General features: G+C 49.7%; 11 protein-coding genes and 1 pseudogene. 1 reads left to right on the top strand and 11 read right to left on the bottom strand.

All coding sequences use genetic code 11. The features are described 5' to 3' along the window. Positions 1–25 precede the first annotated feature (25 nt). The gene (locus tag ACLTD4_RS14345) at positions 26–1,540 is read right to left on the bottom strand and encodes a glycoside hydrolase 43 family protein (protein ID WP_117623963.1); all 1,515 of its coding nucleotides are present in this window, start codon (positions 1,538–1,540) and stop codon (positions 26–28) included. Positions 1,541–1,849: 309 nt separating this feature from the next. Here ACLTD4_RS14345 and ACLTD4_RS14340 point away from each other — a divergent pair, with 309 nt between their 5' ends. Continuing rightward, positions 1,850–3,562 carry a hypothetical protein gene (locus ACLTD4_RS14340; protein WP_117623962.1) on the top strand — a complete coding sequence of 571 codons (1,713 nt, stop codon included), beginning with the start codon at positions 1,850–1,852 and terminating at the stop codon, positions 3,560–3,562. Positions 3,563–3,644: 82 nt separating this feature from the next. Here ACLTD4_RS14340 and ACLTD4_RS14335 read toward each other — a convergent pair whose 3' ends face one another. The 10 genes and pseudogenes from ACLTD4_RS14335 to ACLTD4_RS14290 all read right to left on the bottom strand — a co-directional run bounded on the left by ACLTD4_RS14335 (position 3,645) and on the right by ACLTD4_RS14290 (position 14,793). Continuing rightward, entirely contained in the window at positions 3,645–4,520 is an 876-nt protein-coding gene (locus tag ACLTD4_RS14335) for a DMT family transporter (RefSeq protein WP_117623961.1), read from the bottom strand. Positions 4,521–4,716: 196 nt separating this feature from the next. Continuing rightward, positions 4,717–5,514 (bottom strand): HAD hydrolase family protein, encoded by a 798-nt coding sequence (locus ACLTD4_RS14330; RefSeq protein WP_055659203.1) that lies wholly within the window; start codon positions 5,512–5,514, stop codon positions 4,717–4,719. Then, positions 5,511–6,095 carry a xanthine phosphoribosyltransferase gene (locus ACLTD4_RS14325; RefSeq protein WP_002605207.1) on the bottom strand — a complete coding sequence of 195 codons (585 nt, stop codon included), beginning with the start codon at positions 6,093–6,095 and terminating at the stop codon, positions 5,511–5,513. The genes ACLTD4_RS14330 and ACLTD4_RS14325 overlap by 4 nt, the downstream gene beginning before the upstream one ends. A gap of 28 nt (positions 6,096–6,123) precedes the next feature. Then, positions 6,124–7,242 (bottom strand): trigger factor, encoded by a 1,119-nt coding sequence (tig, locus tag ACLTD4_RS14320; RefSeq protein ID WP_055659205.1) that lies wholly within the window; start codon positions 7,240–7,242, stop codon positions 6,124–6,126. A gap of 148 nt (positions 7,243–7,390) precedes the next feature. Beyond that, positions 7,391–8,790 (bottom strand): annotated as a pseudogene (locus tag ACLTD4_RS14315) (aminopeptidase). An 86-nt stretch (positions 8,791–8,876) separates the two neighbouring features. After that, on the bottom strand, positions 8,877–9,326 hold the full coding sequence (gene dtd, locus ACLTD4_RS14310; protein ID WP_117623960.1) for a D-aminoacyl-tRNA deacylase: 450 nt from the start codon (positions 9,324–9,326) through the stop codon (positions 8,877–8,879). 43 nt (positions 9,327–9,369) lie between these two features. Further along, on the bottom strand, positions 9,370–11,172 hold the full coding sequence (locus ACLTD4_RS14305; protein WP_117623959.1) for a glycerophosphodiester phosphodiesterase: 1,803 nt from the start codon (positions 11,170–11,172) through the stop codon (positions 9,370–9,372). A 136-nt stretch (positions 11,173–11,308) separates the two neighbouring features. Further along, positions 11,309–12,001, bottom strand: a complete 693-nt coding sequence (locus ACLTD4_RS14300) for a GTP pyrophosphokinase family protein (protein WP_055659227.1) — start codon at positions 11,999–12,001, stop codon at positions 11,309–11,311. A gap of 131 nt (positions 12,002–12,132) precedes the next feature. Beyond that, the gene (locus tag ACLTD4_RS14295; protein WP_181988721.1) at positions 12,133–13,239 is read right to left on the bottom strand and encodes a S1 RNA-binding domain-containing protein; all 1,107 of its coding nucleotides are present in this window, start codon (positions 13,237–13,239) and stop codon (positions 12,133–12,135) included. 189 nt (positions 13,240–13,428) lie between these two features. Beyond that, the gene (locus ACLTD4_RS14290; protein WP_002605214.1) at positions 13,429–14,793 is read right to left on the bottom strand and encodes an MATE family efflux transporter; all 1,365 of its coding nucleotides are present in this window, start codon (positions 14,791–14,793) and stop codon (positions 13,429–13,431) included. Positions 14,794–14,866: the final 73 nt, after the last annotated feature.

Below are 14,866 nucleotides of genomic sequence, written 5' to 3'. Positions count from 1 at the left end.
GTTTTTTTTACTTTATATATTTGTTTTATTCAAACAGAACGCACTCATAATCGCAGTATCCGGCCGATTCCTCATTCTCACGCGAGCAGGACCACAGACAGAGCTTCGCTCCTGTCCAGGTGGCCCGGCACAGCCTAAATACCGGCTCCAGCTTATGGAACACGGTGCCGTCGGCGGACCAGGAAAACTGGTATGTCTTGTCCCCGGAGACAGAAAGCTTCAGCCACAGGCTGCTGCCGGCGGCGGGTGCCTTAAGGACACAGCGCTCCTCCGCTTCACCGAGGAACATTTTCTCCGAAACGGTCCCCTCATAGCAGCGAAGCTCCGGTCCGTCCGGCCCCTGGTATAAGCCGGCGTAGGCGTAGGAATGGCCCACCATGCCGATGCCGCCGAAATCTCCGTTCTTATCTCCGTGCAGTTCCAGCCTGGCTATCATCGAGAACTCCTTTTGCTGGGGGATCTGAGTCAGCACATTAGGGGCGTACCACAGGAGATTCTCCCTGTACGGATTTCTGCGGCAGTACAGCCTTAGATGGCCCGGTGCGGCGGTCAGGGAATAGTTTTCCGGATTGGGATTCGCCTGCCACTGCCACTGGAGACCCAGGTTCTCCGAGGAGAAATCATCCGCACGCGCGATCTCATACTCCGGCATGCCTTCCGCCGGCATTTTCCATTCTGCCACAGGCTCGCCGATTCCGTCTCCGTCCGTATCCTGTCCCATAAACGGCCATCCGTCCACGAAACACATGGGCTGAAGATGGATGATTCTCCCCAGTTCCAGGACATCCTGAAAATGAATGAACCAGTCTCTTCCGTCCGGGGCCGTTATCCAGCCGCCCTGGTGAGGGCCATTAATGGGGGACTTGCCCTGGCGCATGACAATCTTATACTCGTAGGGGCCGTACACCGACGTGGATCTAAGGCAGGACTGCCAGCCGTTCTCCACTCCGCCGGACGGCATTAAAACGTAATAGTATCCGTCTTTTTTATACATCTTCGGCCCCTCTGTGGTTGGGGCGATCTGCTCGCCGTCGAAGATCAGGACCGGTTCGCCGATGAGTTCCCGGCAGTCGGGGTCGATCTCCACCATCATCAGGCGGTGCTTAACCCCAGCCCTGCTGCCCGCGTAGGCAAAGATCATGTATGCCTTCCCGTCATCATCCCAGAAAGGACACGAATCGATCCAGCCCTTTTGTTCGCATAGCATGTTCAGCTGGAATTCTCCATAGGGATCGCGGCTTCTGGCCACCAGAATCCCTTCGTCCACCAGCGGTATAAACACGATGAAGGTTCCGTCGTGGTAACGGATCGCCGGCGCCCAGGTTCCGGATCCATGGGAAGGCACCGCGTATTTTTCATACGGCAGCTCCTTTACACAGTAGTTGATCAGTTCCCAGTGCACCAGATCCTTCGAATGCAGGAGAGGCACCCCGGGAAAATAAGTAAAGGAAGATGCCACCATATAGTAGTCTTCTCCGACCCGAATCACATCGGGATCCGAATAGTCCGCGTACAATACCGGATTTTTGTAAGTCTGCATAAAATCCTCCATTTCAGCCACGCCCTGTCTTACAGGCCATGTGCTCTCATAAAGTTTGATAAATTCTGTACGATCATGGTGTGACCCGCGTCCGAGGGATGCCATCCGAGGACAGCCCCCGAAACGTTCCCATGATCTGCGTTCCATTTCTATAATACAACCGATCATACTTTTTTTCCAGTACAGCCGTGCACTCTTTTATCTTTATAAAATCTTTATACTCAGAATGTGAAACCTTCCTTGTGTTTTTTCTATTTTGCAATATAATAGTACTATTACTATTCAATATTTCTCAAAAGGGAGTTTCGCATGAAAAAAAAGACTAAGTTACTCTTAAACCTTGCTCTGACTCTGTTTTTCCTGATTATGATCATTGTCAAGGGCCCCAACCTAAATCCGCTGTATTCGGATGGCGCATTCGCCTGGTGTTTTATATTCAGCTCCTACGTCGTCTTAAATTTCCTGATTGGTCTGGGCGGAATCCGTGTTACTACGGATCAGTCCTCCCACATGTCCGTCAGCGTGGACAAGAACGTCAAGGGAATTAAAACAGGAATTACGCTGCTGATCATTTTCTGGCTGCTGTATTTTGCAGTCACGGTACTCTCCATGCCTCTGTTTAATTACAAGGCGTACCGCGACCAGCTAGGGCAGCCCGAGATCTCGGAGTTCACCGAGACGGTACAGCCGCTGGCCCTTAACCAGCTTCCGGTCGTGGACAAGGCACTGGCCAGGGAACTGGCCGATAAGAAGGTCGGCGAGAATCCGGGACTTGGCAGCCAGGTCGTACTGGGTACTCCCGTAATCCAGAAGGTCAATGGTAAACTGGTATGGGTTGTTCCGCTGGAGCACTCCGGCTTCTTCAAATGGTTAAAGAATCTGGACGGTTCCGCCGGATACATCGTCGTATCCGCGACCGATGTAAGCGATGTGGATCTGGTAACGGATCACAAGATTAAGTATCAGGAGAATGCCTACCTGCTGGACGACTTAAACCGCCATGTACGCCTGTTTGAGGGCGGCCTCTTCCAGGGTATGACGGATTACTCCTTCGAACTGGATGACGACGGCGTTCCCTACTGGGTAATCACTACCTATAAGAACCGCTGGCTGTTCAGTCTTCCGGAGGCAAGCGGCGTGGCGATTGTAAACGCCTCCACTGGTGAAACTAATTACTACGGTGTGGATGATCTGCCGGAATGGGTAGACCGCGTTCAGCCGGAAGAGTTTATCATGCAGCAGATTCAGAATCAGGGCGCCTATGTTCACGGTATCTTCAACTTCTCCAACCAGGATAAGTTCCGAACCAGCCAGGGCAACATCATCGTCTACAACGGCTCCGACTGCTACCTCTTCACAGGACTCACCAGCGTGGGCTCCGATGAATCCGCCATCGGATTTATCATGGTGGACATGGTAACGAAGGAACCGAAGATGTACCAGATGAGCGGCGCCACCGAGATGGCGGCCCAGCAGTCCGCCCAGGGTAAGGTTCAGCAGTATGGCTATTCCGCCTCCTTCCCGATGATCATCAATCTGGACGGAAAGGCCACGTACTTCATGACACTGAAGGACAGAGCCGGTCTGATCAAGCAGTACGCTTTCGTCTCCGTATCCAACTATACGAATGTCGGAACCGGGGAGACTATCGACAGCGCGCTCCGTAATTTCCGGCAGGTTATGGGAAGCAGCAATGACGGCATCATCACAGGGCAGAATGCAAAGGAAGTTGAAGGAAAGGTCTACCGGATCGCCAGTGAGGCATTAGGTGAGAGCATCACCTACAAGCTGATCCTGAAGGAGAAACCGGATCAGATCTTTACCATTTCCTACGATCTGAGCAATGAACTGGCCCTCACAGAGCCGGGTGACCGCGTAAAGATTAACTATATGGCGAGTGGTACCGGAATCTGTATTGCCACCGCGTTCGACAATCTGGAATTTAAGCAGATACCCGATGAGGAAACAGCGCCTCCGGCTGAGAGCAGCGAGGCCGCAGAATCGGAAAGCAGTGCAGAATAAAGTTATATGGATGAGAAAAAGCATTGGAATGATTGCCCGACAATTATTCCAATGCTTTTATATTTCATAGAAAAATTCCCTTTTATCTGTCCTGCGTCTCCCTGCCGCCCATCCACGTCATCCCCAGAATCAGCGCGGCTCCGACCATCTGCGGTACGCTCATGGTCTCCCTGAGTATTACTGCGGATAAAAGAATCGCGGTCACCGGATCGATATAGCTTAGGACCGCCACCGTCTGCGCCGGCAGCTTCTTCATAGCCGAAAAATACAGAAGGTATCCCACTCCGGTATGGACAATCCCGACAAATGCCAGCAGGACCCAGGATATCGCCGGAACGGACGCCCAGACCGCAGAGAACGGTTCTGCAGTGGTCAGCACCGTATAGGGAAGCAGAATGACAGCCGCCACGCCCAGCTGTGCAGCGGTCGTCTCCAGGCCGGTCAGGCCCTTCATAAATTTATTGAGTATCATGACACTGGCATAGAGGACCGCAGCCATCAGGCCGAAGAATATGCCGAGAAGGCCATTTTCACCGTTCTCCAGAAAGAGTACATTGGATACCAGAAGCATTCCAATGACCGCTCCTACCGCGCAGCACAGCTTCTTCTTTGTCAGCTTCTCCCCCAGCACAATGGGCGACACAAGGATCACGAACACCGGGGCAAAATAGTAGCTGAGCGTCGCACACGACACCGTCGTATATCGGTAGGCCTCAAACAGAAAAATCCAGTTAAAACCGATGGCCGCTCCCGAAAGCACCAGCACCAGCCAGTTGCCCTTAATCGCTCTCCAGTTGACCGGCTGTTTCATCAGACATCCGGCCGTGACCAGAAAGAGGCAGCCGATCACGCCCCGCACCAGGGCAATCACACTGGAGGGGAGCGCGATCCCCCGTACAAACAGGCCAATGCTTCCAAACATCAGCATGGCCACAATCACATTCACTTTTGCTTTCATACTTTAACCCATTCCTTTGTTAAACTACGATTAACTTTAGTTGTTTTTCCCGGGAATGTCAACCTCTTTTCAAACAAAGACAGGCGCCACTCCGAATTAACGGCCGTGGCGCCTGTTACTCTCTTATCACTTCAGTCTCCTGCATTGCATGAATATCACAGTGAAAGTGCAATGCTGCACTGGCTCTGCATGCCGCTTAGATCAGCTTCAGCTTCTTCATGGCATACTCAATTCCATCATCCTCCACATTCTTTGTAAAGAACGTGGCATATGGCTCCAGCTCCACATCGTGGTGTCCCATGAGAATACAGTTCTTCGCATGTTCAAACATCGGAAGGTCGTTGGTGCTGTCACCGAACACGTAAGCGTCCTCAAGCGCCATTCCGTACTTCTCCAGAACCACATCGATGGCAGTCGCCTTGGAATAATCCGCCGGAACACATTCATAGAACCCGTCTCCGCGGTCTATGATGTTATATTCCAGCCCCAGCGCCCTCGAAAATCCGGCCAGATCGCTCTGCTCGTCTGCGAATACGCAGAACTTATCGAAATCATAGCAGTCATCTTCCCAGGAATAAGGTGCTCCATGGCCGTCTCGCTCGACATTTTCCCGAATCTGTTCCAGCTGGGTAAATCTGGTTTTGGCTTTTCTGAAATAGCAGTGCTCCGTGCCTTCCAGAATTCCTTCCATATTATACTTTAAAATGTCCTTCTTAATCTGCAGGCCGCGCTCATGGGGAATGGTAAAGGAAAACAGCACCTCGTCATCCACAATCACCCTTGTGCCGCATCCGCAGCAGTAGCCGTCCACTTCAACCAGGCCCTTGATCGGACCGATCAGGCTGTATGTACGGCCGGAATTGATAAATACCAGATGCCCATTGGCCCGCGCTTTCGCAACCGCACGCTTGGCACTCTCCGGTACATTCCGGTTCACTTCAGAAAGAAGTGTCCCATCTATATCAAAAAATAATGCTTTTCTGTTGCTCGTCATTCATCACCCCGAAAACGGATACTGCCCGTTTTTTCATCCATGCTTTCTACGATTGCAAGGGATTCGACACGGATTCCATCCGCACGCAGACGGTCTCCTCCAGGCTGAAAGCCTTTCTCAATCACGATTCCAGCACCGACTAACTCCGCTCCCGAATCCTTTACAACGGCTGCCAGGCCCTCTAAAGCCTTGCCGTTAGCCAGGAAATCGTCGATCAGCAGAACCTTGTCTCCAGCGCCTAAAAATTCTTTGGCAACCATGATATCATAGACTTTACCATGTGTAAAAGATTCCACCTTGGTGGTGTAGACATCCCCGGCGATATTCTTCGTCTTGGACTTCTTCGCAAATACTACCGGAACATCAAAATACTGGGCAACAATACACGCAATGCCGATTCCGGATGCCTCAATTGTAAGGATCTTATTGATGCTGACATCGGAAAAACGTCTCTTAAACTCCTTTCCGATCTCTTCGAACAGCTTAATATCCATCTGATGGTTTAAAAAGCTGTCTACCTTCAATACATCGCCGGATTTAATCTTTCCGTCTTTCCGTATCCTGTCCTTTAAAAGCTGCATAAAGGTTCCCCCTACTCGTAAGATTTTTTTATTTGATTACTGCATTATCAACTAAAAATTTCATGGTCTTGGTAGAAATCAGATAGTCGTCCACGTTATAAGCTCCGGCCGACTCAATCATCTGATCTTTACTCTCGTATCCCATCTCTGTCGCAAGATTATCACGATCTTCGTCAGATACGGTAATACCTTCCTGGTCCGCGATCGCGTGGAATACCAGTCTCTGCTCAACCGCAGACTTTGCAATATTCTTTACGTAGTTCTCTTTAAAGGTCTCCTCATCCACACCGTAGAACGCGGATGTAAATGTATTTAAATCAATGCCGTACATCGCTGCCTGGTTGGTATAGTTAAGCAGATAATTATTGAAGTTCGCATCAACGGCTTCCTGCGTCGTCTCGATCTGGCAGTTTTCAACGACTGCTTTCAGAATATCATTCTCAACTGCCGCCTGCGCCTGGCCTTCCTTCTGCTCCAGAAGGCTCTGCTTTTTGCTTTCCTTATACTCGTCAACCGTCTTGAAATCAGATACTTCCTGAACGAACGCCTCGTCTAATTCCGGCATGTTCTTTTCCTGTACGTTGTTGACGGTTACCTTGAATACAACTGCCTGACCGGCTAAATCCGCGTTGCCGTAGGATTCCGGGAAGGTTAAGTCGAGTGTCACCTCGTCGCCCTTTTTTGCGCCGATCAGACCGCTCTCAAACCCGTCAATAAACTGGTGAGAACCGATCACAAGATCCTGTCCCTGCGCGGTACCGCCATCAAATGCCACGCCATCCTTTGTTCCTACATAGTCAATATTTACCTTATCTGTATCCTGAACAGCACGGTCCACATCATCATAGGTGGTTTTGCTCTCGCGCTCTGATAAGATCGCAGCGTCCACTTCTTCGTCAGATACTTCCACTGGTGTCTTGGTCACTTCGATTCCCTTATAATCACCGAGTGTCACAGTACCGTTATCGATTCCGGATAAATCCATCATCTGCAGCTGTTCAGACGCGCCCGCTTCTGAACCGGCCTCCGTAGTAGTCCCGGCAGTGGTTTCCGCAGGTGTCGTCTCTTCTGCCGCCTTCTTGGAGCAGCCTGTCACAACTGCCGCCATAATAAGACCACAGGCAGCAACTTTCAAAAATTTTCTCATAATACGTTCCTTTTCCTTTAACCAAAATAATAAATATATAAAATGCTTCCTGACAGTTATACCATATCGGAGCATGTAAAAAAAGCTTTTTACCGAAATTAACAAAAATTTCAGAATACGCAGCTGCCGTTTCCGGCCCCGCAGCCCCTTAGGAAGCCCTGTAAAAAGCCAAAAATGCTTTGTATGTATTATATACATCCAGCTTGGATGCCAGCTCAAACGGAGAATGCATGGAAAGAATCGGCACTCCCAGATCGACTACGTCCACGTTCATATGCGCTACATACTGAGCGATTGTTCCGCCGCCGCCCACATCGACAGCGCCGAGCTCGCCGATCTGCCAGTACACGCCTTCCTGATCCATCATGGCGATGACCTTTGCCATCACTTCGGCGCTGGCATCGTTGGATGAGGACTTCCCACGGCTTCCTGTATATTTAGTCAATACGCAGCCCTTATTTAAATAGCAGGAATTCCGCTCCTCATAGACATTCGGAAATGTGGGATCGTAAGCCGCATTCACATCGGAGGATAAGCAGATGGAATTCCTCAGTGCGCGTTTCACATCTGCGCCCTGTGTCTCCGCCAGTTCCTCTACATAATGGAGTACATAATCGGAGTTTAGTCCGGTATTTCCCACAGAACCGATCTCTTCCTTATCGGTAAGAATGGTTACAGTGGTGTAGACCGGATTCTCTGTCTCAATCTCCGCCATCAGCGCTGTGTATGCACACACTCGGTCATCCTGGCCGTAAGCACCGATCATACTGCGGTCCAGACCTACGTCGCTGGCCTTATGAGCCGGAACCAGTTCTATCTCGGCACGGAAAAAATCAGCCTCAGTAATTCCATAACGTTCGTTTAACAGCTGAAGCGCCAGTAGCTTAACCGGCTCCTTGATCTTTGCTTCGTCCACATATGGAATCGAGCCAATAATTACATTCAGTTCTTCCCCCTTCAGTCCATCCTTTAAGGGGCGCATATTCTGCTCAGCCGCCAGATGCGGAAGCAGATCCGTCACACAGAAGACCGGATCGCCTTCCTGTTCCCCGATATTCACCTCTACAATCTCGCCGCTCTTCTTCACGATGACGCCGTGCATGGATAACGGGGTGGCCCCCCACTGATATTTGCGGATTCCACCATAATAATGAGTCTTAAAATACGCCAGATCACTTTTCTCATAGACAGGATTCGGTTTCAGATCAAGGCGTGGGGAGTCGATATGCGCTCCGTTTAAGCGAAGTCCTTCTTCTACAGATTTACTTCCGAACGTTGTCGCTATCACCGACTTTTCCGGTTTACCAGATATACCTTGTCGCCTGCAGAATACTTCTTACCAGCTTCAAACGGCGTATAGCCTGCGGCTTCCAGGATCTTTACAGCTTCCTTTACGCACTCCCGCTCTGTCTTACCTTTATCCAAAAATGCCTTATACCCTGCCGAGAAGGCTTCCGCAGCTTCACGCTGTTCCGGTGCCTCCTTCGCAATATTCGGGAATTCCCATGTTAATTCTTCTGCTAAAATTTCTCCCTTTGTCTTTTCCATTGTGTAAATAACCTCCATGTTTGTCTGTTTATTTTATTATTTCAATTTGCGCCCGGTAATCTCTCAGAGGGCAGCTATATCCTATTTCAGAAAAGTTCGCCGCTGTCAAGCGCCAGGGTGAACGGTCCGTCATTTTCCAGATCTATCTTCATATGTGCGCCAAAGCTTCCATGCTCTACCGTCTGAACGTGTTCACGGCACCGGTCAATCACATATTCGTACAGTTCTTCCGCCAGTTTCGGCCCCCCGGCCTTTACAAAGCTGGGCCGGTTGCCCTTTTTACAGTCCGCGTAAAGCGTAAACTGGCTTACCACCAGAAGCGCTCCGCCGACATCAGCAAGCGAAAGATTCGTCTTTCCATTCTCATCCTCAAAGATACGCAGTTTGCATATCTTATCCACCATCCGGTCCGCTGTCTGCTCCGTGTCCGTGTCTGAGACACCCAGAAGAAGCAGAAAACCTTTGCCAATGGCTCCAATTACTTCCCCGTCCACGGACACTGCCGCGCGGGAAACTCTCTGCAGTACAACCTTCATGCCAATAACTCCTGTCTATTAGTAACAGTTCAGACTGTTACGTCTACTTTAATACAAGCCGGAGATATTCAAACAGCGTCTCCGTCGCCCGCTCCCGATAGACGATCTCTCTCGCCAGAACCGGATAATCCGTGATGATGTTGTCAACTCCCAGCATCTTCATACGCTCCATCTCGCTCTTGTTGTTCACCGTCCACGCATGGATCGCTTTTCCTTTTTCATGGGCGGCTTCCACCAGCTTACCGCTGACAAAGCTGGACCGTATGCTGATAAAATCCACATCATCATCGGAATAATAATCACCGTATGCGGCAGAAATAATATATCCGGTTCGTATATCCGGATCCAATTCCTTCACTCTGGACAGATAAGAGAGGCGTGTGGAAGTTATCACACACTGCTCCTTCATCTGAAAATCCGAGATCAGCTCCACCACCTTATCCGGCAGGGGACTGTCCTTTCCCAGGTTCTTAATTTCAATATTCATCTTGACCCGGCCCTTGCAGAACTCCATAATTTCTGCGAGCGTCGGAATCCGCTCTCCTTCAAACTCCTCGGAAAACCATTTCCCCACATCCAGATCCTGGAGATCTTCCAGAGTGTAGGAGCCGATGGTCCGGTTCACTCCCGCCACTCGTTTCAGCGTGGAGTCATGCCCCAGAACCACAACGCCGTCGGCCGTCTCCTGCACATCGATCTCCACAAAATCGGCCAGATTCTCCACTGCCAGTTCCATCGCAGCCATGGTGTTCTCCGGTGCTGATTTGGAGCTTCCGCGGTGCGCCGTGATCTGGATCTCCGTCAGGATATCGTCGGTGATGGCCGAACCATTTCTCACGAGGTTGAAGAGGAACAAGAGGCTGAGCGCCGCCGCCACAGCCACGCCCGCTCCCAGTATCCGCCCGCGGAACGATTTTCTGGAAGGATAGGAGAAATCCCACCGGGGTTCCCGGCTCAGACGGTTGCTGTACTGATAATACTGGACGCTAAGCGCTGCAAAATTCCCCAGTGCCAGGGCCATGCTGGCCAGGAAGATAAGCACCAGCTCGATCCGGTCCCCGACCGCCGGCAGAATCGCCAGCGCCAGGCGATTATCCGTAAACAGGCTCATACCGACCGCCGCCACCAGGATACAGAAAATATAGATCACATGAAGCAAAACGATCAGTCCCGCATAATATCCGCCCAGCAAAAACACGGTATTCGCCAGATGGCCTTTTATCAGCCTCCGGCTTCGTCTGTAGCCGTCCCGGAAGCTCTTCTGTTCGATCATACAGGTGTAAAAAGTATACAGCCCCGGTACAACAACCAGGATGACCAGCACCACTGCTGCGCAGACCGCCAGGCGGCCGGCATTCTGCTTCATCAGCTCTGACATGACAAAATTCAGCGGCTTGACATGGGTCAGTACCCGGTAGATTAGATAGAGGTTGGAAATCCCATAATCAGCCAGAATCAGAAGCCCCAGCCGCCAGTTTTTCTTCTTAATCTCATCAGACAGCTTCGATAATCCGCCTAAAAATATCTCTCCCACACTGAGCTTCCGGAAATACGCCGCCCCCTGAAACAGGGTCAGGAGACATCCGGTCTCAAGCGCGAGAAAGAGGATACCGATGATACCGATCACAAGAATCATGACGATCGTCCCCGGCTTCAGAAAAAAATAACCGATATTGCCCGCAGTTAAATAGCTGTATCCGGCCATCTTTAAAGACCACTTTAATCCCTTATTAAGCAGGAAGAGATAAAGCGGCCCGGTAAGCAGGCGGTACAGGACTTCAAAAAGCAATGCATTCTTCTGATTAAATTTAAGAATCTGGCATGTTTCCTTCGTCAATGTCCTCATATACAACCTTCTTCTACAGGGTTATTATTTTCAATCCATAGCCTGTCATTCCAATCCATATCCCGTTGTTTCAGTCCTCGCCTGATTTGCTAAAAAGCAGCCCGAACGGATGGAATCCGCTCTGGCTGCCCACATTCTACGGTAATTCTTCCTCTGCCACTTCCTCATCATCGGGCATCTCCTGATCCTGCTCCCGCTGTGCCTCTGCAAGTTCCAAAATAGCCTGATTTAAGGAAAACATCTTTACATCCAGCATATTGACCACATCTGCACAGGCCTTCAATTCCTGCTGTAAATACGCCGGGGCATTTCCTTCAAATTTGTAATAGATCTTATGTTCCAGACTTGCCCAGAAGTCCATGGCAATCGTTCTGATCTGAATCTCCACCTTCGTATCGACAGGTCCGTCAGTCAGATAAATCGGAATCGTCACAACCATATGATAGCTCTTATAGCCATTTGGCTTTGGATTCTTAATGTAATCTTTTACGTAGAGCACCGTAACATCGCTCTGTTTCGTTATCATCTCAGCGATCTGATAGATATCTGATGTAAAGGAACAGATAATCCTTATTCCCGCGATATCGCTTAACTTTTCCACCATGTTGTCGATCGTCACTTCAAATCCGTAGCGCTTCAGCTTCTTAACGATACTGTCCGGCGTCTTAAGACGGGACTTGATGTGCTCAATCGGATTGTAATTGTAGATGTGCACAAACTCATTATTGAGTATCTCAATCTTTGTATTGATTTCCTTTAATGCCGAGTCATACAAAAACATCACAGATTTCCACTGGTCAACCTGGTTAAATGAATTGGGAATATTCATCTTCATTCCTCCCTTCCTCACCACGTGTCCGCATTCTAGTCAGTCCGGGCAGAGCCGCGACAAAGCGCCTCTGCCCGTTAGAATTAGTATACCATAGAAACCCGGCATTTTATATTCTTTTTCCTGACTTTCTAAAATTTTAATCCTTTTAACAGCGCGCCCAGGCCCGTAGTCACTTCTCCGTCGCCCTTGAAATCGAATCCTTCTAAATCGATTTCCTCTTCCGGCTCGAGGGCCTTCATGCTTAAGCTGATCTTATTGTCTTTAATGGAGATAATTTTTACTTTTACCGTCTGGCCTTCCTTTAAGACAGCGCCCGGATGTTTGATTCTCTGGTTGCTGATCTGCGAAATATGCAGAAGTCCGGATAAGCCGTTCTCCAGGTTTACAAATGCGCCATACTCTTTTAGTGTATCCACGGTTCCTTCCATGACGGCTCCCACTTCACACTTGGCGATCTTCTTATTCTTTTCTTCCTGAAGCTTCGCACGCGCAGGCTCCTTACCAGAAAGCACCAGTTTCTTTGCTTCCGGATCAGCGGTAATAACGGTGGCTTCTATGGTCTTTCCATTATATTCCTCTAAGTCCTCAACATATTCCGCCGCCAGCTTGGAAGCCGGAATAAATGCTCTGACACCCTCCAGATACGCAACGGCTCCGCCCTTTACGATCTCTGCAATCTTAACATTTACGATGGTACGGTCGGCCAGCATCGCGGCAAACTTATCCCATAACATGTTCTCGTTGGCTTCCTTCATGGAAAGCTCGATATTGCCTTCCCCGTCGTCGGTGCTGATGACCGTGGCTGTAATCTCATCGCCAGGATGAATCTCCGCCTGAAGCTGGAAATCCGGATCACCGTTGATATTCTCCTTATTAATAACGCCGCCTGCGTAGTATTTCAAGTCAACCAAAACCTGGTCTTCCGTCACACCTGCTACAGTTCCGGTCAGGACATCTCCTTCTTTTACACGCTTAAAGGAAGCTTCCAGCTCTTTGGCATAGTCTTCCATGGTTTCTACGCGGGCTTCCGGTTGTGGTTGTGGTTGTGCTGCCTCTGCCTCTGCTGGCACTGCTTCTGCTGGTGCTGATTCTGCTGGCGCTGCTTCTGCTGGCGCTACTTCTGTTGGCGCTACTTCTGATGACTCCGCTTCTGCTACTGGTTCAGCCGGTGCGTTTACCACCTCTTTCTCTACGAGCACGTCCTGCTCCAGAGTTACATTTTTTTCTTCACTCATGTTTCTCTCCTCCATTTATGTTATTATTTTATGTAAAATTTAATAATTTTCCTTTACAGTATACCATAAACAAAGGGTTCGTGGAAGCCCCGCTATTCCTTCAAATTTCTTAAATATTACTAAATTATTCTGTCCGATGCTTCAGCAAACGCATTTTATCCTATCAAATTAAAAGAAAAACCCGGGAAGTCAATTCTTCCCGGGGTAGATACGTTTTCTCAAAAACCATCTCTGTGGATCACGAATCTGAATCTGATAGCACAGCCATAACGGAATACACGCCGCGATCCATGCCAGCGGGCTCGCCATACAGATCGCCATATATCCCCATTGGCCTGTGAGCGTAAAGGCGATAATGGTTCTTACAACCATCTCCGCCACACCGCACAGCATGGGAAGAATTCCATTCCCCAGCCCCTGAAGGACGTTGCGGTACAGAAACAAAAATGCCAGAAATACAAAATACCACGATATGGTGTGCAGATAAGTAATCGCATATCCTAACACCTCTTCCGATGGATTGGATATGAACCACCGAACAATGCTTTCACCGCACACAGCCGATATGAATACCGCGACCACCACTGCCCCCAGTACGATTATGTAAGACTGGCGCACACCTTCCTTTACCCGGTCGAACCGGCCAGCGCCCATATTCTGTCCGCAATACGTCGCCATGGCTGCCCCCAGTGTAATCATAATCTGCGTGGACAAATTCTCGACTTTGGACGCGGCCGTATAGGAAGCCACCACAGTGGACCCAAAGTCATTGATGGCGCTCTGAAGGATCATAACTCCAACCGCAGTAATCGAAAATTGCAGCGCCATCGGAAGACCCACACTGAACATCTGGACCACCGTATACCACCGGCACCGGAAATCCGACTTTTCCAGCCGCAGCATCGGAAACTTTTTAAACATATAGACAAGACACAGCACCGCGGAAACTCCCTGAGCGATTACCGTAGCCAGTCCGGCGCCGGCCACACCCATATGGAATGTGATGACAAATAGAAGATCCAGCACCACATTTAAAAGAGATGACACAATCAGGAAATAGAGCGGCGTACGGCTGTCCCCAACACCTCTGAGAATGCAGGAAAGCACATTATAATAGAGCGTTGCCCCCAGACCGCCATAAATCATCATCAGATATGAGGAGGCGCCTTCCATAATATTGTCAGGCGTTCTCATAAGCCTTAAAAGCGGTTCCGTCGTTACCATGGTTACCGCAGTTAAAACCACCATAACCGCTGCGCTGAGCATCAGCGCCACAGCGACGTAATTCCGCAGCCGTTTCTTGTCACCCGCTCCAAAGGCCTGAGATATCATAACCCCAAATCCGCTGGCGATTCCATTACAGAAACCAATTACGAGGAACACCATGGAACCGGTGGAACCCACGGCCGCCAGTGCCTCCTCTCCAATAAACTGTCCCACAATAATGGAATCCACCATATTGTAAAACTGCTGAAAAATATTTCCGATCAGCAGTGGAATGGAAAACGCCAGAATCAACTTCAGCGGCTTTCCCTGTGTCATATCCTTTGTCATTTTTACATGCTCCCTGTTTTGACGCAAATCACGAGTCAATTTTATCAAGTATATAATCTATCACAACTCTTCC

The sequence above is a fragment of the Hungatella sp. genome (assembly GCF_046966825.1).
This window is presented reverse-complemented; position numbering and strand designations above follow the sequence as displayed.